Here is a 23,005-nt window from a genome sequence, read left to right as displayed (position 1 = left end):
ATAATAAAACTGAAATTAATTATAAAATAGGTGCTTGTGTTTTTAGTATATTTGCACCTTATACTTAAATGAATTATTGTGATACAAATCCACGACAAGCACTTCGTTCCGTTTATTTCGGCTGAAGAAATTGATTTTGCATTATTGAATATGGCAAAACAAATGGATGATGATTTTTTTGATGAGATTCCTGTTTTTATAGGTGTCTTGAACGGTTCTTTCATGGTTTTGGCCGATTTGATGAAGCATTACAGAGGAATGTGTGAAGTGAGTTTTGTAAAAATGTCTTCGTATGAAGGGACTGAAACGACCAATTCTGTAAACGAATTGATTGGTTTGAATCAGGATTTGACTGGAAGAACAGTAGTGATTGTGGAAGATATTGTGGATACAGGAAACACAATTGAAGTTTTGAAAGATATTTTGAAGGCACAAAATGTAAAGCATTTTAAAATTGCTACTTTGTTCTTTAAACCTGAGGCTTATAAAAAAGACATCAAGCTTGATTATGTAGGAATTAGAATACCAAACAAGTTCATTGTGGGTTACGGATTGGATTATGATGGATTGGGAAGAAACTTGGCGGATGTTTATCAACTTGCGGAATAATTTTGAATTAAAATTAAAACACATAACTAACAACCATAACACACAACGCATACAAAATGATTAATATAGTTTTATTCGGGAAACCTGGAGCTGGAAAAGGGACACAAGCAGAATTCTTAAAAGGAAAATACAATTTGGTGCATCTTTCTACTGGAGATATTTTCAGGTTCAATATTAAAAACGATACAGAATTAGGTCGATTAGCAAAAACCTTTATGGATAAAGGAGATTTGGTTCCGGATGAAGTAACGATTAAAATGTTGCAAAGCGAAGTGGATAAAAATCCAGAAGCAAAAGGTTTTTTATTTGACGGTTTTCCAAGAACAATAGCACAGGCAGAAGCTTTGGATGCTTTTTTGAATTCTAAAGAACAAGAAATCACGGCTACGATTGCCTTGGAAGCAGATGATGAGATTTTGGTAAAGCGATTGCTGGAAAGAGGAAAAACTTCTGGAAGAGCCGATGACCAAGACGAGGAAAAAATCAGAAACCGTTACCAAGAATACAACGAAAAGACCGCTCCTTTGATGGATTATTATAAAGAGCAAAATAAATTTTATCCGGTAAACGGAATCGGTTCAATCGAAGAAATTACAGAAAGATTGAGCCAAGTGATTGAAAAATTGTAATTCAACACAACACTATTATTAACGAATAATCCCAACTTTGGAAATACTTATAATATTTTTCCTGATCATACTAAACGGTGTTTTCTCAATGTCAGAAATAGCACTGATTTCTGCCCGAAAGAATCGTCTTGAAAATGCTGCAAAAAAAGGAAATGCGAGTGCGAAAGCGGCATTGGAACTGGCCAATTCGCCAAACAAGTTTTTATCCACGGTTCAGATTGGGATTACCCTTATCGGAATTTTAACAGGTATCTTTTCGGGAGATAAAATCACAACGGATGTTCAAGTATTTGTTGAGGGATTTGCTTCGCTAAAGCCCTATGCTGACTCAATTGCTGTTGGAATTGTGGTAGTAATATTGACTTTTTTCTCGCTTGTATTGGGAGAGTTGGTTCCGAAAAGAATTGGTTTGAACCATCCTGAAGCAATCGCAAAAGCGGTGGCCTTGCCCATGAAAATCATTTCGGTTATTACAGCTCCGTTTATCTGGTTGTTGACTATTTCTACAGAATTCCTATTGAAAGTCTTAATGATCAAGCCTTCTGCCGAAGGTAAGGTGACTGAGGAAGAAATCAAGGCAATCATTAAAGAAGGAACTGAGGGCGGTGAAGTTCAGGAAATTGAGCAGGACATCGTGGAACGTGTTTTTCATATCGGAGACAGAAAGGTGAATTCACTGATGACGCACAGGAAGTCGGTTGTTTTCTTGCCCTTGGATTCTGCAAAAGAGAAGGTTCGTGACATCATGTTGAAAGAATTGCATTCGATCTACCCTGTTTATGGTGATAATTATGATGATATTGTTGGGGTAGTAAACCTCAAAAATATTTTTGCCAATATTGAAAACGATGATTTCAACTTAAACGAAATTATGACAGATGCTCCGTTTATTATGGAGCAAACAACTGCCTACAAAGCGTTGGAAAACTTCAAGATAAGCGGTATTCATTATGCTTTTGTTTCGGATGAATATGGTGTTTTTCAAGGGATTATTACCTTGAATGATATTTTGGAGGCTTTGGTTGGTGATGCATCTGATTTTTATAAGGAAGATTTCCAGCTAGTTGCAAGGGAAGATGGAACGTGGTTAGTCGATGGGCACTATTCGTTGCACGATTTCCTTACTTATTTTGAGTTGGACGAACTCATCAACGATTATGAGGTAACGACAGTCAGCGGTTTGATCATGACTGAACTTTCGTACATACCCAAACAAGGTGAAAAACTAATCTGGAACCACTTTGAACTCGAAGTTATAGACATGGATGGTGTAAAGATTGACAAGGTAATGGTGAAATCATTACAGAAATAATAGTTAAGATTCACAGTTTTAAAACTGAGATGAAAACTGAAAATTAAAAAAATGACAGAGGGAAATTTTGTAGATTACGTTAAGATTTATGTTTCATCCGGAAAAGGAGGAAAAGGTTCGACGCATTTACATAGAGAGAAATTTATTGAAAAGGGTGGCCCAGATGGTGGAGACGGTGGACGAGGCGGTCACGTATACTTGGTTGGAAACAAAAGTTTGTGGACCTTGTTCCATCTTAAATTTGCAAGGCACATCAAGGCTGGTCACGGTGGCGATGGAGGAGGCGATAGAAGTACAGGTCACAACGGAGAAGATAAATTTATTGAAGTGCCTTTGGGAACAGTTGTTCGCGATAAGGAAACCAATGAGGTGATGTTCGAAATTACCGAAGATGGCGAAAAGAAGATTGTTGCATTAGGTGGGAAAGGCGGTTTGGGGAACTGGCATTTCAGAAGCTCTACCAATCAGACGCCACGTTATGCACAGCCTGGTTTGCCTCCAGAGGAGAAAGATATTGTCCTTGAATTGAAAGTCTTGGCAGATGTTGGTCTGGTTGGTTTTCCAAATGCTGGAAAATCGACTTTGCTTTCTGTTTTGACTTCGGCTAAACCAAAAATTGCGGATTATCCGTTTACAACCTTGAAGCCAAATTTAGGAATCGTAGCGTATCGTGATTATCAATCATTTGTGATTGCAGATATTCCGGGTATCATTGAAGGTGCGGCGGAAGGAAAAGGTCTTGGGCATTATTTCTTGCGTCATATCGAACGAAACTCTACATTGTTGTTTTTAGTTCCTGTTGATACTCCTGACATCAAAGCAGAATATGATATCTTGGTAAACGAATTGAGCAAGTACAATCCAGAAATGCTGGACAAGGAACGAATGCTGGTGATTTCAAAATGTGATATGCTGGATGATGAGCTAAAAGCAGAACTCAAAACGCAGTTGGATAAGGATTTCAAGGATATTCCCTATATGTTTATTTCTTCGGTAGCCCAACAAGGCTTGACGGAATTGAAAGACAAACTCTGGAAGATGTTGAACGACTAAATTTCCAAATGATAAAATGAAAGCTATCCAAACGGGTAGCTTTTTGTTTTTTTGAGAGTTGATGATTGTTTTAAAACAAATCTTCAGGTTTAGCAACGACTGCGATAGGGATGGAAGTGGCATCCTTTTTCCTCTTTCTTCAAGGGGGAAAAGATAGAACGGACAGCCCGGCCATTCGCCCAAATTCTGAATACTCTAAAATAAAAGTTAAAAATCAACTATAACGTTATAGTTTGTATGCGTTTATGAGTGTCGGGTGGTTTAAATGGAGTATATTAGCACGCTTTAAAAAAGGGGGTATCTTGAGGTTTTTGCTTTGGATTTTCTCTGATTAACTTACTTAATTTACAAAAATGAAAAAAATTATTTTGTTCATTACCGTTTCACTGATGCTGGTTCCGGCTTCTGTGAAAGCTAATGAAGGAATGTGGTTCTTGATGTTTATTGAAAGACTGAACCACCGCGACATGCAAAAGATGGGCTTGCAATTGACAGCCGAAGAAATTTACAGCATCAACAACCATAGTTTGAAGGATGCGATTGTTCAGTTCAATGGAGGCTGTACGGCTGAAATGGTTTCCAAGGAAGGTTTGGTTTTGACAAACCACCACTGTGGTTATGATGCTATTGCTGAACTTTCATCTGAAGAGAGAAACTACTTGAAAAATGGTTTTTGGGCCGCAAATAGAAAAGAAGAAATGAAGCCGAAATCTTTATACGTGCGTTTCTTTGTGCGTATGGACGATGTTTCTAAAAGAATCTTGGGTGTTGTAAACGACAATATGAGCGAAGCTGATCGTGAAAAAGCGATCAACCAAGAGATTGCAAAAATCCAGAAAGAAAACGACGGTGGAGGAAAATATACTGTTTCTGTACGTCCATTTTTTCAAGGAAATGAATACTACTATTTTGTGTACCAAGATTATAAGGATGTTCGTCTAGTAGGAACTCCACCAGAAAGCGTTGGAAAATTTGGTGGTGATACGGATAACTGGGAATGGCCTCGTCATACGGGAGATTTCTCGATGTTTAGAGTATATGCCGATAAGGATGGAAATCCTGCGGAGTATTCTCCAGAAAATGTTCCATTGCAACCGAAGCACCATTTACCAGTGAGCTTGAAAGGTGTTCAAGAGAATGATTTCGCAATGATTTTAGGCTATCCAGGAAGAACAAACCGTTGGATGCCAGCCGGCGGAATCGATCAAAACGTGAAATTTGCTTATCCTGCTTGGGTGGAAGGTGCCAAAACAGGTATGGATGTGATGAAGAAATACATGAGTGAGGATGAAAAGGTAAACCTTCTTTATGCTTCGAAATATGCTTCTACAGCGAATTATTGGAAAAACCGCCAAGGTATGATTGATGCCTTGTCAAAATTTGGAACTGCAAAAACAAAGGCAGGTCAGGAAGCTAAATTTGACAAATGGGCAAATCAGAAAGAAAATAAAGCCAAGTACGGAAATGTTGTATCAACAATCAATAATTTTTACAGCAAAACCAACGAAAAATCAAGTCATGATAGCTACTTGCAACAATTGGTAAGAACTGCTACCTATGGCGTTTTGCCAATGAGTTTAGGAAACGGATTGATTGCTTATACGAAAGAAAATGCAACAAAAAGAGCTGAAATGTTGCCTAGATTGACAGAGGGCATTGAAGATTCATATGCAGAATTCTACGCTCCTTTAGAAAAAGATGTACTTGCTGCACAATTGAATTTATATGCGACTAAAGGTGCGCCGTATGGTTTGCCAGCAACTGTAAAAGAAATTGCCAAAGGTGATTTCAAAAAATACGTTGCCGATGCAACTGAGAAAAGTATCTTTTCTTCAAAAAACAGAGTGTTGGAATTCTTGAAAAATCCAAAAGAAGGTGTGATTGAAGCAGATCCATTGTATGTATTGTCTTCGGACCTAATGAAGCAACTTAGAAATAAAACTGATGACCAAAAGCAATTGGAAGACGGTTTTGCAAAATCATTCCGATTATTGGTAGAAGGTTTGAGAGAATCAAAATTGAACACAATTCAATATCCTGATGCCAACTCTACGCTTCGTTTGTCTTACGGAAAAGTAAATGCTTTACCGGCTGACAAGCGCAATGATGCAAAAATCAACAACTATACTACTATGGACGGTATGGTGAAGAAATACAAAAAAGGTGATGACGAGTTTGATATGCCAACCAAAATCATCGAAATGAACAAGGCAAGAGATTACGGTCAATACGTTGATAAAGACGGATCGATGCACGTTAATTTCTTGACGGATAACGACATTACAGGAGGAAACTCAGGTTCTCCAGTATTAAACGGAAAAGGAGAATTGATCGGTTTGGCTTTTGATGGAAACATCGAGGCAATGGCAGGAGATGTTATCTTCGATCCTAAATTGCAAAGAACCATCAACGTGGATATCCGTTATGTTCTTTGGGTAATCGACAAATATTCTGGTGCAAAACACATCATCGATGAAATGACAATCGTTAAATAAAGGTTCATTTTATTAATTCAAGGAAAAACCGTTTCAAGTGATTGAAACGGTTTTTTTTTATTTTGGAAAGATTAGGTTCAATTCACTTTAACTCTACTGGACTTGGAATGCTGGCTGAATTCTGGAGCATACATGCTTTGCAGTGTAGAAATTCCATCGCTGAAATGTCCCGCATTGTTCACCCGAACGTCGTATTCTAAAACATATGTTCCTGCTTTTATTTCATCAAAAAAGAAATGGGTTGCCACGTCCTTGGTACTTTTATAGTAGCTCAATCGGTCGCTCCATTGATAGCCGGATAGAACATCTACAGGTTCAAAACACGAAGCTCTTAGGTCTTTCAGATGCACAAATTCCAAATCATTTTCGGTTTTAATGATCAGTCGGATGGTAATCAAATCGCCTGTTTTGATGTTTTCAGCATTCAATTCAACTAGCTTTTCTCCTGAAGATGATTTCTCTTTTTTGAAAAGATTTTTCGTGATGGATAAGGTCGAGGTGCTATCGGTTTTAATGTTTTCAAGATTTTCAAAGTACTGCCAATATACACCGCCATAACCAGGAACAGCGGATTTGTTATCAACCGAAATATTCCCCATTTGGTTGTTTATTTCCGTAGCTTTCCAATTCATTTTGATATAACCTGTAGTGGCTTCCTTGTCTTTTGAAGCCAGTTTTTTGGTCAGCACTTTTTCATCGCCAATCTTGAATTTGGTGTTGTCCTTTATGTTTGTCCAATCGTTTCCTTGTAACAATAAAGCATAGATAGCTTCGGTAGTGGCTTTGGTCGTTGGCCAATGGTTGGCCTGCTTGTCTTTGAGCAACCATACTTTCATTTCATCGGCATAGGTTTTGTCTTTTTCAATTTCTGTAAAAGCTTCAATCAGCATGGCCTGCGTTTCTATAGACGATTGGTACCAGTAATAACCGTTTTTGTTTTCTATCCAATACATGCCATTATCTTCGTTTCTAGCGGCAGTTTCTTTGAGGTGACTAATGATTTTTTTAGCAAATTCACGGTCTCCAAAGCGGTGCATCGTCAAGGCCAAAAGTGCTTTTTTGTATAGAGTATAATGCAACCAATTGGTCTTGAATTCTACTTTTTGAACCGTAATGATGGAATCAATCTTTTTAGAGATTGGCATTTTTTCTGTATAAAAACTTCTAGCATATAGATAGTGGAGGTTCGAATAGGCATAATAATCAATTCTTTCGTTTTTCAGCGTACTGTGTTTGATGTAAAGGTTGTCCAGATAAGGAATTGCAGTCTTGTAAATACTTTCAAATTGAGCACTTTTTTGAGGAAACATTTTGCCTAAATGGCCAAAACTCGCCACAATGTGCTGTGTGATATACGGATTTTCATTTCCGCCTTGAAACCAGGAAAAAGCTCCCGAAGGCAGTTGCCGTTGTGCAATTTTCTTAAACGATTTTTCCATCGATTCCTTCATCATGTTCAAGTCCATCAGCAAAGCCAAGCGCTTGTTCTTTAGCTCATCATTTTCGGCATCGAGCAACCATGGAGTTTCGTTCAGCACGATAGATTTCAGTTCTTCGTTAAGGTTTAATTTTGAGGTTGAAGCAGGGTTGTTTTTCCAACTTTCAAATAAGGAAGCCACTTTAGGGTTGCTGTTGATGAGTTCTGTTGCAATAAAATTCCCATAATATTTGGAGAAGATTTGTTCGGCACATTCGTGTTCATATTGCATCAAATAGGGTAGGGATTGCAAGGCAAACCAAACGGGATTTGAAGTATATTCCAACGTAAAGAGATGTTTTTTTAGGGTTGAAGAGGTGTTGTTCTTCAAATTTTCAAAGGTGTATTCCTTTTTCGTATTGCCTTTCACCCAGATTGGAATGCTCTCGGTAATCAGGATTTTATTGGATAAAACCGGCACGATGTTTTCTTCGCCATCACTAAAATTCCCTGATTTTGCTACTATCTTGTACTGCAATCCTTGCAATTCCTCGGGAATGGCAATGGTCCAGTTTACAGGAACGCTTTCCTTGGGCTTGCAAGTAAAGTTTCGTGTATTTTGAGTGTTGAGTGAAATGCTGTCAATCGGCTTCATGTTTGTAGCATCATAAAGCATCAGCATTGCCAATCCAGATTTAGCTTCATTGGTCATATTGACCACTTTTGCCGAGATAGTGATGGTGTCCTTTTCGCGTACAAAGCGAGGCATATTGGTTTGCACCATTACATCCTTCTGTGAAATAATTTCTGATTGAAAATAGCCCGTTTCTGCTTTTTTGTTATGCGCATACAAACGCAACTTCCATCGTGTCAAGGATTCTGGATTGGTGAAATTGAAAGAGAATTGACCGTCAGCATTGGTTTTTATATGTGGATAAAAGAATGCTGTTTCGTTAAAGTTGGTTCTGGTTTTAACCTGAGCTAATTCCTTCAAGGCATTTTTTGTTGTGATGATGACAACGCCGTTTGCTCCTCTAGAGCCATATAAAGTGGCGGAGGTAGCATCCTTTAAAACCGAAAGCGATAGAATATCACTTTGATTAATATCCATAAGATCGCCCTCAAAAGGAATACCGTCAACTACAAAAAGAGGTTTGTTTTTTTCAGAATCATAGGAAGCGCCTCTTATTTGTATTGTGGTGTTACTTCCGGACTGTCCCCCTGCCGTTATCATGCTAATTCCGGCTATTGTCCCTACAAATGCTTTTAAAGGGGATCCATTTTGCTCTTCTTCTAAAGATTTACTCCACAAGGTTGTGATAGACCCAGTTACAGCTTGCTTTTTTTGAGTGCCATAGGCTACAACAACAACTTCTCCTAGTTGCTGACTATCTTCTTCAAGCATAATTTCATAATTCTTTCTTTTATCTACAACAAGAAATTGCGGTTTGAATCCTATATATGAAAAATCCAAAACTTCATCTTGAGCTGCCTCAATTTCAAAGTAGCCATCAAAGTCAGTTTGAACACCTCTGGTTGTACCTTTCACAATTATGGTCACGCCAGGCAGTGGCATGCCGTTTTCGGTTACGATACCCGTTATTATTTTAGAACTTCTCGGAATTACGGTTTTCTGCTGTATTTTACTTAAATATTTTTTTCTGCTGTATTCACTTTTAGGATTGTTGAAATCAAACCCGAACCAGTTTAAAGTGGTATTTTGAATGTAATTTGGGAGATAGAGGTTGTCTTGTCGAAAGTTATAAATGTACTTGTTCGTTACAGTATTTGAATTCAGGTCAGGATAATTGGGATACTTATAATCTTCATCAATAAATATATCAGTCCAGTTCTTTTCGGCAAATTGGTCCAAAGACATGTCGTACATGCTTGCTAAAACTTCGGCTTCGAGTTTTTGGTTTAAAATTTTAAAGGACCAATTCTCCAAGCTTCCCGGTTCGATTTTATTGCGCAAGCTGATGACTTCGATATTTAATTTCTGTTCAATGGTTTCTTTCGGAATGGAATAAGTATGTACGCCAGATTGGTTTTCCCAAATGGTAGAGAAATGAAGATTGATGTCTTCCTTGTAATTTGCTTTTTTTAGGAATTTAAAAATACCTTTTCCTTTTTGGAGTTGTAAAACTTGTTCGGTTTCAATTTTTTGATTCTCGTACAGACGCGCTGTAACATACAAATCTGGAATAATGGATTGCACTTCTATCTCAAAATAATTTGAATTTGGTTTAGAAATATCGCTATACGTAAACAGTTCTTTTTCAGATTTTGTATCTTTTTTTGATGCAAGGATAAAATGATTTTCGGTTACAATCAGATTGTTTTTGCTGTCCGTTGCCGAGGTGATGATTTCGTAGTTCCCTTTTTTGAAATTTTTCAGAAAATCCAATGCTATCTTTTTATTGACTTTGGTGTCGAAGGGCAATGTTTTTACCAGGATTTTTTTAATTTCAGTATCCGTATCATCATAAGGCTCGTAAGGAAAAAGTTGCTCAAATTCCGTACGGGATAGGGTTTGTATTTCCGGAATCCCCAAAAGACGGTACTTTAAGAAACTTTTTTGTTGCTTTTCGTAAATTTTAATTTCACCTTTTGCATCAATCGGGAAGTTGTTTAAGGTTGTGGTATTGATGGATAATACGTTTTCGTCTTCCAAGAATAATTTTGGTTTCAGGGCAACATGCAGCGAGAGTGTCTTTTTGCCAATATTTACAGATGTGTTTGCAGTCCTAGTTTCGCCATTGATATCCGTAACGGATGCTCTGATATAAAAATTAAAACGTTCTATAGAGTCATTGTCTACTCCATTTTCGATTGCCAGAAAATCAATCGAAAAATTGCCATTTTCATCGGTAAAAACCTCCTTGACTACATCATCCGTTTCATGATTATAATAAGATCCAATCCTTGTGGTGTTTTTAGAAACGGTATAGGCAACCTTGGCATTCGTTAGATTGTTCCCGGCTAAAGCTTTCGCATTTCCTTTAATTTTGATGGAATCTCCAATGGTATAGTTTTCCTTTATTTCATCAAATTTCACTTCAAAAGTAGGGCGTTTGTATTCCTCCACCTGAAAAGAGAATTGACTGTCATTAAAATCTACATTGTCCCAAAACAGATGTTCATTTTCTTCAACAACATAATATTTTTTATCCATCTTGATGTTATCAGCTTCATCAACCGTAATTGTAAACTGTCCGGTCAAGGTATTTTTAGGAATATCAAATTCTCCCGAAAAAGAACCGAATTCATTGGTTTGAAGATCTAACTCTTTTAAGGTAGTATCATTAACATCTTGAATTTTGATGTGGACACTGGCAAAAGGAACAACACTTTTCACCTTGTTTTTAGCTTGAATCAAAATACCTTTATAGTACATTTTTTGTCCAGGGCGATAGATGGCCCTATCGAAATAAACCATGGCTGTTGCTTGAAAACGATCCATTTCATCTTCCTCATGTTCGGTCGAACCTTTGTAGATGAATTCTCTATTGTATTTTTGTGCAATAGTATCGTTGCCTTTCGAAATTATTAGTTGGTTTGTATATCTTTTATTGGGTATGTGTTCCTGCTTTTTCAATGATGCCTTTCCAATATTGTTAGTCTTAGCGGAGTCATCTTCACTTTTAATCGTCACATCTGAAATGGGTTTCCCTGTTTTTCGGTCTAGAATATAAAACAGATTGTTTTGAGTATCTGTGTCTTCTACAGCCATAAGATTAGAAACGGTAATGTTTCCGTAAGTATACGCATCGGTTTCAGAAGCAATTTCGTTTTTAGTTTCAATAAAAACCAGATAATTCCCCATGTCCATTTTTTCCAGTAAAATTTCGGTAGCGTACTCAAAGTAATCATTCTTTGCAGGAAGTGCTCTGTAGTAACTTTTTACAGGAGTATTTTTGTTTTTAAACGCAAGAATCAGGGAATCTTTATTGATTTTATTTTCTCTGTCGTAGTAGTAGTTATTTTCAAACCATTGATTATTCTTTACAGGAAAGAGGTAATAGGTTATCCTGATGGAATCAACATTTTTAAAGTTGATTAGGGCACGGATATTTTCGTTAGGGTATAGTTTTTCCTGAAAGGAGATTCTTAGTCTTTTGCGGATGATCTCGTTTTTTAATGTTTCTGCACGATACATTGCATTCTGATTGCTTTTGGATTTGAAAACCGTATCAATAAGCGATAGTGCTTTTTTATGAAAATTTATTTCAGCTTCTTTCAAGGCGAGATAGGTATAAAGTTGAGCCCTTTCAACCCGTAGATCTTGTTTTAAAATAAGACTTGAAGTTTTTTTCTCCAGTTCGAATATGTTTTTTTGATAGAGTTCGTCGTCAAAATAAACCGAATGAATGTATTTGATTCTTTCATAATAGGCCAAATCGGCTTTTTCGGGATTGTGTTCCAGATAATATTTTTCATTTTTTTGAAGCAACTTCAATAGCTTTTTTAGATTTTCATCGGAAATATTGTCTAATTTCAATTCCATAAAAACTTTTGAGTTTTGGTACAGAATTTTAAAAAGATTGTTGCTTGCTAGTTTGTTTCTGTAAGTCCAATTCTCGATTTTTGATCTATAATACGCGCTGGTTTTCTCTGCCAAGAAATCATAGAGACTGTGGTTTTTCCCATCCGTGTAGGGTGAAATCTCAAAAATATCTTTGTAGGAATGAAGAAAAGTGGCTCTCAAAACGTTTTCATCTTCAATTGATTCAGAAAAAGCTTTATCTGTTTCTTTGGTAAAATCGCTAGTCGTCCAAGTTAGGAAATCAATGCTTTTTTGCTTTTCTAAAGCGGTTCTTCTAGAAATTTCATAGCGGTTGTTGTTGTAATAATGCTGAAGAATAGTGCCATAAATATGATTCAACACGGCTCTAGAAACAGGTTTTGCGTCCTTGATTTCTTTTTTCAAATTCTCAATAATTGTCGATTGTGCCTTTTCATCAAAAACCTGCTCAAATTTTGATAGATAGAAAAAACACTTGACTATTTGGATTTCCTCTTTTTTTCGCTTGGCTTTTTTATAGATGATCTGTACTTCTTCTTGAGCAGATTTTATTTTTCCGTCCAGTTCATATTGATAAACCTTTTTCCACTGTTTGTCAAAATCCTGTCCAAAAATTAGAAATGAAGAAAGCAATGCCAAAAGGAGTAAAATATTTTTCATAAGGAGGTGTTTATAGTATGGAGCATCTTTCGCGGAAAAAGGTTGGGATGCTACCAAACATTTTCTAAAAATAAATCATTTCTCTTATCGTTTTACTATTTTTGAGCATCAATTTAAAAATATGAAAATAGTCTATTTTTTAATCTTTTTGTTTTCCATTCAAATGATGGCTTCTGATTTTGAAAAGGCTGAGAAACTTTTCAATCAACAGAAATATTCGCAGGCAGAACAGATTTTTGAAAAATACTTGGAATCGCATCCTAATCATTCCAAAACAATTGAATATCTGGGCGATATTGCAGGTCATGCAAAAGATTGGGACAAGGCAATTGGCTATTATGAAAAGCTGAAAAATCAGTTTCCAAAAGAAGCTAATTATCATTACAAATTTGGTGGAGCAATGGGAATGAAAGCAAAGGAATCCAATAAATTCAAAGCCTTAAGTTTGATAGGGGACGTTGAAGATGCTTTTTTAGCCGCTGTAAAATTAGATGCAAAACATATAGACGCAAGATGGGCATTGATTGAATTATACCTGCAATTGCCTGGAATCGTTGGTGGAAGCGAAAAGAAAGCCACCAAGTATGCTGAAGAATTGCAAAAGCTTTCACCCGTTGACGGCTATCTCGCAAAAGGAAAAATAGCTGAGTATTTCGACCGATATAAAACTGCCGAAAAGAATTACATTCAGGCACATGAAATAGGGAACTCCAAAACCACATTTCAAAAGCTATATGATTTATATTTGAAGAAATTAAAGGAGCCTAAAAAAGCGCAAGAACTAAAAACAGAATTTGAAAAACAGGTTAGAAGTTAGGATTTAAAACCTATAGCCTATAACTCATAACTAATAAAAATGAGAACACATTTTATAGCCATCGGCGGAAGCGCCATGCACAACCTAGCCCTAGCATTACACAACAAAGGATATAAAGTTACAGGAAGTGACGATGCTATTTTTGAACCTTCCCGAACACGTTTGGAGAAAAAAGGAATTTTGCCGGAAGAAATGGGTTGGTTTCCCGAAAAAATTACTTTCGATATTGAAGCTGTAATTCTAGGAATGCACGCCAAAGCAGATAATCCAGAATTGTTGAAAGCTCAAGAATTAGGACTAAAAATATATTCCTATCCTGAATTTTTATATGAACAGTCAAAGAATAAAACCCGTGTGGTTATTGGCGGTTCTCATGGAAAAACTACCATTACTTCGATGATTTTGCACGTTATGCATTATCATGGAATCAACGTTGATTATATGGTTGGAGCACAATTGGAAGGCTTTGATACGATGGTGCATCTTACGGAAGAAAATGATTTTATGGTGCTGGAAGGTGATGAATATTTGTCTTCACCAATCGATAGACGCCCAAAATTTCATCTCTATCAACCCAATATTGCCCTGATTTCAGGTATCGCCTGGGATCATATAAATGTTTTTCCAACGTATGAAAATTATGTAGAGCAGTTTGAAATCTTTATCGAAAAAATTACAAACGGCGGTATTTTGGTCTATAATGAAGACGATTCGGAAGTAAAAAGAGTTGCTGAAAATGCTACAAATCCTATCCGAAAATTGCCGTATTCAACTCCAAAATATACCGTTGAAAATGGAACCACATTGCTTGAAACTCCAGATGGCGCAATGCCAATCGAGGTTTTTGGAGCCCACAACCTGAACAATCTTGCAGGAGCAAAATGGATTTGCCAAAACATGGGTGTCGATGAAGCCGATTTCTATGAAGCCATTGCAAGTTTCAAAGGTGCCTCAAAACGATTGGAGAAAATTGCTTCAAATGAAAATAACGTAGCCTACAAGGATTTTGCACATTCTCCAAGCAAGGTTTCGGCCACAACAAAAGCTGTAAAAGACCAATATCCGGACAAGAAATTGATAGCTTGTTTGGAGCTCCATACCTATAGTTCGCTCAATGCAGAATTTTTAAAAGAATACGAAGGAGCGCTGGAATCTGCAGATGTAGCCGTGGTTTTCTATTCGCCGGATGCTGTTAAAATCAAACAACTAGATGAAGTAACCTATGAGCAAATTGCAAAATCTTTTAATCGTGAAGATTTAATTATCTATACAAACCCTGAAGCTTTCAAGGAATTTTTATTCCATTTGAAATTCGATACCGAGAAAATCGCCCTGCTTTTGATGAGTTCGGGCAATTACGGAGGGCTGAATTTTGACGAGGTGAAGCAATTAATTGGCTAAAATACTAATGTAAATTCCGTGTAAAATTTATGTTAAATATTTTTTTATAAAAACCATTAATGTTAATATTTAATAATTATATTTGTTTTTAGGCTGTGTTATTACATAGCCTTTAACAAAACTATTTTTAAATGTTGATTTAATGATGAAAAACTACTTTGTACACGAGAGTGCATACGTGGACGAGAACTGCCAGATTGGTAATGATACCAAGATTTGGCATTTCTCTCACATAATGTCAAATTGTATTATTGGCGAAAAATGCAACATTGGTCAAAATGTTGTGATATCCCCTCAAGTTATCCTCGGCAATAATGTAAAGATCCAAAACAACGTGTCGGTTTATACCGGTGTTATTTGTGAAGATGATGTCTTTCTTGGACCATCAATGGTTTTTACAAACGTAATTAATCCCAGAAGCGCCGTAAATAGAAAAGAAGAATACCAAAAAACACTTGTAAAAAAAGGCGCCTCAATTGGTGCAAATGCTACAATTGTTTGTGGTAACGATATCGGGCAATATGCTTTTGTAGGAGCTGGAGCTGTGATCACAAAAGAGATTCCAGATTTTGCGTTGTTTGTAGGCAATCCAGCCAAGCAAATAGGTTGGGTTAGCGAATACGGTCATAGATTGACTTTTGATGATGTGGGTAAAGCCGTCTGTTTGGAAACGAACGATGAGTATATCCTAGAAAACGGAAAAGTTAGAAGAGCTTAATTTAAGACATTATTTGCTATGAAAAATTTTGCATTAATCGGGGCAGCTGGTTTTATTGCTCCACGACATCTACAGGCTATAAAAGAAACCAATAATACTTTAGTTGCCGCATTGGATAAATTTGACAGTGTTGGTATAATTGATAGCTATTTTCCAGATGCTGATTTTTTTACTGAATTTGAACGTTTCGACCGACACGTATCGAAGTTGGTATATGAAAAAAACCGACCATTGGATTATGTCTCAATCTGCACTCCAAACTATTTGCATGATTCCAATATACGATTTGCCTTGCGTCAAAACGCGGATGCGATTTGTGAAAAACCATTGGTTTTAAATCCATGGAATTTAGATGCTTTGCAAAAAATTGAACAGGAAACAAAGAAAAAAGTCTATACGATTTTACAACTCAGGCTTCATCCGAGTATCATAGCTTTGAAGCAAAAAATAGAAAACGGTCCGAAGGATAAAATATATGATATTGATTTAACCTATATCACCTCGAGAGGACATTGGTATTATACTTCTTGGAAAGGCGATCCTGCAAAATCTGGTGGTGTTGCCTCAAATATTGGAGTTCATTTTTATGATATGCTGTCGTGGATCTTCGGTAGCTTAAAAACCAACAAAGTGCATTTGCATACCCATGATAGAGCGGCTGGATATTTGGAGTTTCAAAATGCCAGAGTAAGATGGTTTCTTTCGATTAATTGTAATACATTGCCTAATGAAATAAAGGAGAAAGGGCAAACGACTTATAGATCAATTAAGATGGAAGGCGAAGAAATCGAGTTCAGTGATGGTTTCAAGGATTTGCATACAGCAAGCTATAAGCATGTGCTAGAAGGGCATGGATTTGGTCTTGAAGAAGCTAGAGAATCTATTGAGATTATCCATCTTATTAGAAATGCTTCAATCACACCATTGAATGGAGATTATCATCCGTTTGTGAAATTAGATCCGGCTGTTCATCCCTTTAAATAATTTTTTTGCGAGTTATGAAAAGTATCCTATTTAAGATACCAAAGATTAAAAATTTAAAAGAAAAAGGCTATCTGAGCAAAAACGTCAGAAGGCAATTGGCTATTTATTATTTTTTTAAGATTTTTTTTGGATTGAATAGGGAATCTAAATTTGCTGTAAATTTTTCAACAACAGTTGTCTGTCCAGAAAATATCAAAATGGGCAAAGGTGTTGAGAAGAGTTTTATTGTTTCGGGAAATTGCTATTTTCAGGCCATCAACGGAATAGAAATTGGCGATAATACCATTTTTGCACCTGGAGTAAAGCTTATAAGTGCCGATCATGATTTAGACGATATTTCAAAACACTCGGCAACTCATCCTATAAAAATTGGAAAAAACTGTTGGATTGGTGCCAATGCTGTCATTTTACCAGGAGTTGAATTGGGAGATAATACTATTGTTGGTGCTGGTGCTGTAGTAACAAAGAGTTTCAAAGAAGGAAATATTGTTGTAAAAGGAATTCCCGCAAAATGATTACGAGTCTAAAATTGTCAGGCTTTTGGTTGAATGTATCGAAATTAGTTTCGGGTACAATATTGGCGCAGGTTGTTGCAATAATTCTAACGCCTTTTATCGTCAGGGTTTATTCGCCAGAGGCAATTGGTGAATTGAATGTTATCAACAGTTTTGCAGGACTCATTATTATCATTGTGGCTTTGAGACTAGAAAGGGCAATTGTGCTCGAGGAAGGAATCAACAGGACTATTCTTTTCAATTTATGCAATTCTATTGTAATATGCTTTGTTGCGCTGATTTCAATAGTGGTGTTTTTTTTTAATGGATATTTCACGGATACCTTCAATTTAACAAATTCATCTCTCGTGTATTTTATTCCGCTAATTGTTTTGTTAAACGGTTTGCTTAGTAATACGGTAAGCCTGAACAATTCGCTTCAATTTTATGGTATAATTGCCATAGGAACAATTTTAAATTCGATACTTTCAAATGTTTTCAAACTCTCGTTTGGTTTTTTAGGAAATAGGACGTCAGAACTGCTATATGCAGAAATTACAGCTTTGTTGGTAACAATTACAACACTTATATTTTTTTTAAAAATCAAAAAAGGCATAAATTTTTTCTTGTTTCCAGATAAGCTATTTGTAAGAAGGATTTTCAAAGAACACGATTTGTTTTTTAAATATGATATACTAACCAGTTTGATTAATAATTTTTCATGGCTGGTGCCGGCATTCTTGATCTCATATTATTTTAATAATACCTATGTTGGATATTATACATTGGGCTTTACGATGTTGCGATTGCCAATGAACCTAATAGGCAAATCAATAGGTGTTGTATATTATAAATCTGTCGCCTCTAAACAAAACAATGAAGAAATAGCTTCTGAGACATTAAATGTTGTTAGAACTTTGCTTTTCTTCGGTTTCCTGCCATCGCTAATTGTTTTATTATTCGGGGAAGAAATTTTTGCGCTTGTCTTTGGGAATAATTGGGGAGAAGCAGGAATATATTCAGAAATATTGAGTTTTTGGACACTGTTTTGGTTAATATCATCTCCAATTTCAAACTTGTATTACGTATTGAAGCTTCAAAAACAATTTCTGATTATAATGATTATAAGTGTAGTTTTAAGAATACTTTCATTTGTGATAGGAGGATATTATGACAATGTTTATTTAGCTTTATACTGTTTTAGTTTTTCGAGCATACTGATTTACCTTTATCAAATGTTCTATCTTTTAGATAATGTAGGGGCAAAGCCTATAAATGTTCTCAGTTCTCTTTTAGAAGAATTAAAACCTCTTTTACTACCTTCTGTTCTATTGATTGTATTGAGTTTCTTAAACTTAAACATTTATATAAATTTAGGTTGCGTAGCGATAATTGCAGCATTCAGCTACTATAAAAAGGTTAGAAAAGTTATTTTGAAAAAAAATAAAAAGTAATTGTTTTAAAATTTCATGAAAAAGAAAATACTTATCATAGCCCAGTTGCAGGTGTGGGACATCAAAAAAAATGTTGGCAAAGAAGTAGTCAGCAAGACAATAGAGGCAATGTCTAAGGAATATGATGTTACAATAATTTCTCCTGATAAGAGTCTTGATTTCGAAAATGTAGATCATAAATATTTAGAAATGAATATTCAATTTAAATTGAATACCATTAAATACATAGGCTATTTGGTGAATACCGTTTTCTTTTATTTTTTCTATCAGAAAATAAAAAGTATAATAAAGAAAGAAAATATTTCTGCCGATATTGTATATTGTATTGGACACTGGTCTGGTTTTGCGGCAAAAAAAATATTCAAGAACAAAGCATTCATTGTTAATCGTTATTTTGGAATTGCATGGGACCCGAAAACCTTCTTCAGTTTCAGACAAAGGCTTAAATTTTTCTTTAAATTGATCAGCTATAAAAAGTTTGGAAATGTGGCAGTAATGACCAATGATGGTACAAAAGGAAGACAGTTCCTGGAAACTATCGGTTATCCAAAAGACAAGATATTGTTTATAAAAAATGGTATAAACAAAGAGTTTTCTATTGATGAAAAATTCATAGAAAATTTTAAAGAGAAGCATAATATTTTGCCGGATACCAATCTTTTTCTCACGGTAAGTAGGCTTGCAAAATGGAAAAGAGTAAATGTTTCTATTGAATTAATGGAGAAATTAATTGTTGATTATCCAAATTCAAAGCTCCTAATTGTTGGCTATGGAAGCGAGCTGAATGCTTTGAAAGAACTTGTAATCAAGAAAAACCTGCAGGACAATATAATTTTTGTAGGTTCTGTTTCAAGAGATGAAATCCATAATTTTTATAGTATGGCCAATATCTTTCTTTCATTTTATGATTATTCCAATGCTGGAAATCCGCTTTTTGAGGCAATGCTCCATGGAAAATGTATAATAACGCTTAATAACGGTGATACTGGAAGCTTTATAGACAAGAATTCGTGTGTTTTATTAGAAAATTTGGATGAAGATCAAATGATAAAAAAAACACAAGAGGTTTTGGCAGACAAAAAATTAAGGGATGATTTAGGGAAGGCCGCTCTAAATAAACTTAACGAAACATTTCAGAATTGGAATGAAAGAACAAGTACTGAATTTAACTTTATAGAACAGCATTATAAAAAATACAAACAGAACTGATCGTATAATGAGAAATCCAGAAAAATACATCTATTCATTTTTTGCAATACTCTTTGTTTACATTGCATCAATAGGTGTGTTGTTTCCAAAAGGTTCGATTGTTACAAAAGTGATGGGGATTTTTTTCTTCCTCTACATCCTGCTGCTCAATCTGAAGTATGTCAAACTCGTTTATTTCAAGAGCTTTGTCCTATTCCTGCTATACTTTTTTATTCTGGTGCTCTTGACCTCCGATGTTGAATCGTCCTTAAAATTATACCTGAAGTTTTCGCTGAGTTTATTGATATTTCCGCTTTCCTTTACACTCATCAATACACCAAAAAAACTAAAAGGCCTTTATTTGAGTTTGCTGGTCGTGGTGGTTTTGTATATAATAAATCTTGCTCTGTCAAATCTTCTGCACCTCGGAGGAACTTCCTATTCTGAAGATGGTATCGAGGTAGGGAATATCTTCTCTGAAGGATTGAACTCTATGGCCTATTTAGTTGTAGCAACGCCACTTTTCCTTTATTTCTTTCCAAATAGGAAAAATATTCTTTTGCCGCTGATGGTTCTTGTAATGATTTTGGTCCTTATCCAATTAAAGAGAATTTCAATCATTGCCATGGCATTTGGTATATTGATGTTTCTTATAATGTATAAAAAAAGGACTCAAGCTATCGTTGGGTTTGTGGCTGTAGCAATAACGTTCTTATTGGTCTTCCCGATATTCGAGGATATTTTTTACAAACAATTAGAAGCCAGGGAAAGAAAATTACAAGTCGAAAATTTGCAAAATGAAGGAAGGATTCTAGAAACCCAATGGATTTTAAAAGAGAATTCAGCTAATGTTTTTAACTTGCTTTTTGGTAAGGAAATGTTCAATTCTGCTGGAAATTACGGTAATCCCTTTAGCAAAGAACGACAGATTCATTCCGATTATAATGCATTCCTTCACGGTTCTGGATTTATCGGATTAATTATTTATTTGGTTTTTCAAGGCTCCATTTTTTATGCTTATTTAAAAATAAGACGGAAACTTCTGGCTTCTAAAATTAAAAGTGATTTACTAAGCTTGATGTTGTTTATATTTCCCACTTTTTTTGCCATGGGATTCATCATCATGATTTCTGGAGGAATATATTCAATGTTGTTCAACAGCATAAGATATGTAGTATTGGGGTCTTCACTCGGATTCCTGTACAACTTAAGTTATAGGTTGAAAAAACAAAAATTAAGAAGACTTTCAATAGCAAGAAATCAAGAAATACAAGCGCTATGAAAATATTTATACTCACAAACTACAAGAATAATTTTGGAAGCAAGTCCAAAGACAAACCTTACAGAAGCGGCTATGATTTGAAGCTACTCGAGAGCCTATTTCGTGAAAATGGATTTGAACCCATCATCATTTCTTTTTCGGAAATTAAATTTGAATTCGGTTTTTGGAAAGATCAGTTCGTGGTTTACACTTCTTCCGAAGAAAAGGAATATCAGTACAAATCCTATATTGAGGATGTTATTGCAGGACTCGAAAATTTAGGAGCAAGGACAATTCCTGGACATCAATTTTTAAGGGCCAATAATAATAAGGTTTTTATGGAAATTTTGTCGCAAACAATTATTCCAGAGAATCTGAATAACAATAAGGCACTGATTTTTGGAAGCTTGGAGGAAGTTGAAAACGCATACCAGAATAAAAAAATAGACCTTCCGTGCGTAATTAAAAAAGCGGCTGGTGCCAAAAGTAGGGGTGTTTTCTTGGCCAATAATTTCTCTGAATTAATTCAATATTCTAAAAAAGCGACAGACGTTTTTAACTTAAAATCCTTTCTGAAAGAGCGGATTAGAATGAAAAAACACAACGGGTATAAGCCGGAATCACAATATCAGAACAAGATTGTAATCCAGCCATTTATCCCCAATCTAAAAAACGATTGGAAGATATTGATCTATGGAGAAAAATATTTCATCTTAAAAAGGAGCATCCGTCCGAATGATTTTAGGGCAAGTGGCAGCGGTTATAATTATGCGGCCGGTTCAAAATCTGGATTTCCTTTGGAACAACTCAATTATGTGAGAAATTTTTTCAAGGCATTAAACATTCCAAACCTTTCGGTTGATTTTGCTTTTGATGGAGAGAAGCCGTATGTATTGGAATTTCAAGCATTGTATTTCGGAACATCCACCATATTGATGTCTGATGATTATTATGAATTTCAAAATGGCAATTGGGTGGTTAAAACGATAACTGAGAATTTAGAAGAAATCTATGTGAAAAGTATTGTTGAATATATCCATAAAAAATGAAAGTCCTGTTTGTCGCCAGCGGAAATAAAGGGAAAATCAATTCGCTGATAAAAGCCCAAGCTGAATCTTTAGAAAAAGTAGGAATCGAAATTGATTTTTTTCTGATTAAAGGAAAAGGAATTATCGGCTATTTAAAAAATGTTTCCCGATTGAGAAGACAATTGAAAGGCAAGCACTATCAAATCGTTCATGCACATTATTCATTTTGCGGGTATGTAGCCACATTAGCTGGCACGAGAAATTTGGTGGTTTCATTAATGGGAAGTGATATCAAAAGTAATGTGATACTTCAATTTTCAACGCAAATTTTTGCCCGTTTATTTTGGAAGGCTACAATTGTAAAATCCAAGAAAATGAGGGAAGACGTTCAAATTAAAAATGCATTTGTTATTCCAAACGGGGTAAATTTAAATCAGTTTGTACAAATATATCAGCCAGATGCTCAGCGAAATCTCAAATGGGATACTTCAAAAGTTCATTTGCTTTTTGCGGCGAATCCCAAAAGAAAAGAAAAAAATTTCGCTCTATTGGAAGGTGCTTTGAAAGGAATTGATGCATCTGAAATAAGCTTGCATACCTTGCAGGATGTGCCTTTTAGTGAAATGAATATGCTTTATAATGCTTGTGACGGCGTGCTTCTGTCGAGTCTGTGGGAAGGTTCGCCGAATGTTATCAAGGAAGCAATGGCTTGTAACAAGCCTGTAGTTTGCACAGATGTTGGGGATGTAAAGGAGAATTTCGGCAGTGTTTCAGGTTGTTTTATAAGTGGTTTTGAAGTAGATGACTATGCAGATAAGATCCAGCAATTGCTCGAATTCATCAATAATAAAAAGCAAGTAAACGGTTTGGAAAGGATTAAGGAGTTGGAAATTTCATCGAATAAAATTGCGGAGAAGATTTTAAAAATTTATCAATTAGCAGAAAAATAAGGTATTTTAA

The 23,005-nt window shown here is 35.6% G+C and carries 16 protein-coding genes; 15 read left to right on the top strand and 1 reads right to left on the bottom strand.

Features of this window, described 5'->3' with window-relative positions:
- The first annotated feature begins 78 nt into the window (after window positions 1-78).
- The 5 genes from hpt (at window position 79) to ACI6PS_RS05725 (ending at window position 6,098) form a co-directional block, all read left to right on the top strand.
- Entirely contained in the window at window positions 79-609 is a 531-nt protein-coding gene (hpt, locus tag ACI6PS_RS05745) for a hypoxanthine phosphoribosyltransferase (protein WP_421011589.1), read from the top strand.
- A gap of 56 nt (window positions 610-665) precedes the next feature.
- Window positions 666-1,238, top strand: a complete 573-nt coding sequence (locus ACI6PS_RS05740; protein ID WP_421011588.1) for an adenylate kinase — start codon at window positions 666-668, stop codon at window positions 1,236-1,238.
- A gap of 37 nt (window positions 1,239-1,275) precedes the next feature.
- Window positions 1,276-2,550 (top strand): hemolysin family protein, encoded by a 1,275-nt coding sequence (locus ACI6PS_RS05735; RefSeq protein ID WP_421011587.1) that lies wholly within the window; start codon window positions 1,276-1,278, stop codon window positions 2,548-2,550.
- Window positions 2,551-2,601: 51 nt separating this feature from the next.
- Window positions 2,602-3,603 carry a GTPase ObgE gene (obgE, locus tag ACI6PS_RS05730; protein ID WP_421011586.1) on the top strand — a complete coding sequence of 334 codons (1,002 nt, stop codon included), beginning with the start codon at window positions 2,602-2,604 and terminating at the stop codon, window positions 3,601-3,603.
- Window positions 3,604-3,956: 353 nt separating this feature from the next.
- On the top strand, window positions 3,957-6,098 hold the full coding sequence (locus ACI6PS_RS05725) for a S46 family peptidase (RefSeq protein WP_421011585.1): 2,142 nt from the start codon (window positions 3,957-3,959) through the stop codon (window positions 6,096-6,098).
- Between the two features lie 77 nt (window positions 6,099-6,175).
- Here ACI6PS_RS05725 and ACI6PS_RS05720 read toward each other — a convergent pair whose 3' ends face one another.
- A complete protein-coding gene (locus ACI6PS_RS05720; RefSeq protein WP_421011584.1) occupies window positions 6,176-12,700 on the bottom strand; it encodes an MG2 domain-containing protein in 6,525 nt (2,174 codons plus the stop codon).
- Between the two features lie 121 nt (window positions 12,701-12,821).
- On the opposite strand from ACI6PS_RS05720, the gene ACI6PS_RS05715 reads away from it, so the two are divergent.
- From ACI6PS_RS05715 to ACI6PS_RS05670, 10 genes are all read left to right on the top strand, one after another.
- On the top strand, window positions 12,822-13,517 hold the full coding sequence (locus ACI6PS_RS05715) for a tetratricopeptide repeat protein (RefSeq protein ID WP_421011583.1): 696 nt from the start codon (window positions 12,822-12,824) through the stop codon (window positions 13,515-13,517).
- Window positions 13,518-13,556: 39 nt separating this feature from the next.
- Window positions 13,557-14,918, top strand: coding sequence for a UDP-N-acetylmuramate--L-alanine ligase (locus ACI6PS_RS05710; protein WP_421011582.1), 1,362 nt, complete (start codon window positions 13,557-13,559; stop codon window positions 14,916-14,918).
- A 145-nt stretch (window positions 14,919-15,063) separates the two neighbouring features.
- Entirely contained in the window at window positions 15,064-15,636 is a 573-nt protein-coding gene (locus ACI6PS_RS05705) for an acyltransferase (RefSeq protein WP_421011616.1), read from the top strand.
- Window positions 15,637-15,654: 18 nt separating this feature from the next.
- Window positions 15,655-16,620 (top strand): Gfo/Idh/MocA family protein, encoded by a 966-nt coding sequence (locus ACI6PS_RS05700; RefSeq protein ID WP_421011581.1) that lies wholly within the window; start codon window positions 15,655-15,657, stop codon window positions 16,618-16,620.
- Window positions 16,621-16,634: 14 nt separating this feature from the next.
- The gene (locus ACI6PS_RS05695) at window positions 16,635-17,135 is read left to right on the top strand and encodes an acyltransferase (RefSeq protein ID WP_421011580.1); all 501 of its coding nucleotides are present in this window, start codon (window positions 16,635-16,637) and stop codon (window positions 17,133-17,135) included.
- The gene (locus tag ACI6PS_RS05690) at window positions 17,132-18,568 is read left to right on the top strand and encodes an oligosaccharide flippase family protein (protein ID WP_421011579.1); all 1,437 of its coding nucleotides are present in this window, start codon (window positions 17,132-17,134) and stop codon (window positions 18,566-18,568) included. The genes ACI6PS_RS05695 and ACI6PS_RS05690 overlap by 4 nt, the downstream gene beginning before the upstream one ends.
- A gap of 15 nt (window positions 18,569-18,583) precedes the next feature.
- Window positions 18,584-19,777 (top strand): glycosyltransferase family 4 protein, encoded by a 1,194-nt coding sequence (locus tag ACI6PS_RS05685; RefSeq protein ID WP_421011578.1) that lies wholly within the window; start codon window positions 18,584-18,586, stop codon window positions 19,775-19,777.
- Between the two features lie 7 nt (window positions 19,778-19,784).
- Window positions 19,785-21,038: a hypothetical protein gene (locus ACI6PS_RS05680; protein WP_421011577.1), complete on the top strand. Its 1,254-nt coding sequence runs from the start codon at window positions 19,785-19,787 to the stop codon at window positions 21,036-21,038.
- Window positions 21,035-22,066 (top strand): ATP-grasp domain-containing protein, encoded by a 1,032-nt coding sequence (locus tag ACI6PS_RS05675; protein ID WP_421011576.1) that lies wholly within the window; start codon window positions 21,035-21,037, stop codon window positions 22,064-22,066. The genes ACI6PS_RS05680 and ACI6PS_RS05675 overlap by 4 nt, the downstream gene beginning before the upstream one ends.
- A complete protein-coding gene (locus ACI6PS_RS05670; protein ID WP_421011575.1) occupies window positions 22,063-22,995 on the top strand; it encodes a glycosyltransferase in 933 nt (310 codons plus the stop codon). Before ACI6PS_RS05675 ends, ACI6PS_RS05670 begins: the two co-directional genes overlap by 4 nt.
- Window positions 22,996-23,005 lie beyond the last annotated feature (10 nt).

The organism is Flavobacterium sp. PLA-1-15 (assembly GCF_049060005.1).
GTDB lineage: Bacteria > Bacteroidota > Bacteroidia > Flavobacteriales > Flavobacteriaceae > Flavobacterium.
This window is presented reverse-complemented; position numbering and strand designations above follow the sequence as displayed.

Excerpts from the sequence above, each read along its gene's own strand:
- ACI6PS_RS05680 (WP_421011577.1), top strand. The coding sequence starts at position 19,785 with ATGAGAAATCCAGAAAAATACATCTATTCATTTTTTGCAATACTCTTT.
- ACI6PS_RS05740 (WP_421011588.1), top strand. The coding sequence starts at position 666 with ATGATTAATATAGTTTTATTCGGGAAACCTGGAGCTGGAAAAGGGACA.
- ACI6PS_RS05700 (WP_421011581.1), top strand. The coding sequence starts at position 15,655 with ATGAAAAATTTTGCATTAATCGGGGCAGCTGGTTTTATTGCTCCACGA.
- ACI6PS_RS05720 (WP_421011584.1), bottom strand. The coding sequence starts at position 12,700 with ATGAAAAATATTTTACTCCTTTTGGCATTGCTTTCTTCATTTCTAATT.
- ACI6PS_RS05710 (WP_421011582.1), top strand. The coding sequence starts at position 13,557 with ATGAGAACACATTTTATAGCCATCGGCGGAAGCGCCATGCACAACCTA.
- ACI6PS_RS05670 (WP_421011575.1), top strand. The coding sequence starts at position 22,063 with ATGAAAGTCCTGTTTGTCGCCAGCGGAAATAAAGGGAAAATCAATTCG.
- ACI6PS_RS05715 (WP_421011583.1), top strand. The coding sequence starts at position 12,822 with ATGAAAATAGTCTATTTTTTAATCTTTTTGTTTTCCATTCAAATGATG.
- ACI6PS_RS05685 (WP_421011578.1), top strand. The coding sequence starts at position 18,584 with ATGAAAAAGAAAATACTTATCATAGCCCAGTTGCAGGTGTGGGACATC.
- ACI6PS_RS05705 (WP_421011616.1), top strand. The coding sequence starts at position 15,064 with ATGAAAAACTACTTTGTACACGAGAGTGCATACGTGGACGAGAACTGC.
- ACI6PS_RS05695 (WP_421011580.1), top strand. The coding sequence starts at position 16,635 with ATGAAAAGTATCCTATTTAAGATACCAAAGATTAAAAATTTAAAAGAA.
- obgE (WP_421011586.1), top strand. The coding sequence starts at position 2,602 with ATGACAGAGGGAAATTTTGTAGATTACGTTAAGATTTATGTTTCATCC.
- ACI6PS_RS05690 (WP_421011579.1), top strand. The coding sequence starts at position 17,132 with ATGATTACGAGTCTAAAATTGTCAGGCTTTTGGTTGAATGTATCGAAA.
- ACI6PS_RS05675 (WP_421011576.1), top strand. The coding sequence starts at position 21,035 with ATGAAAATATTTATACTCACAAACTACAAGAATAATTTTGGAAGCAAG.
- ACI6PS_RS05725 (WP_421011585.1), top strand. The coding sequence starts at position 3,957 with ATGAAAAAAATTATTTTGTTCATTACCGTTTCACTGATGCTGGTTCCG.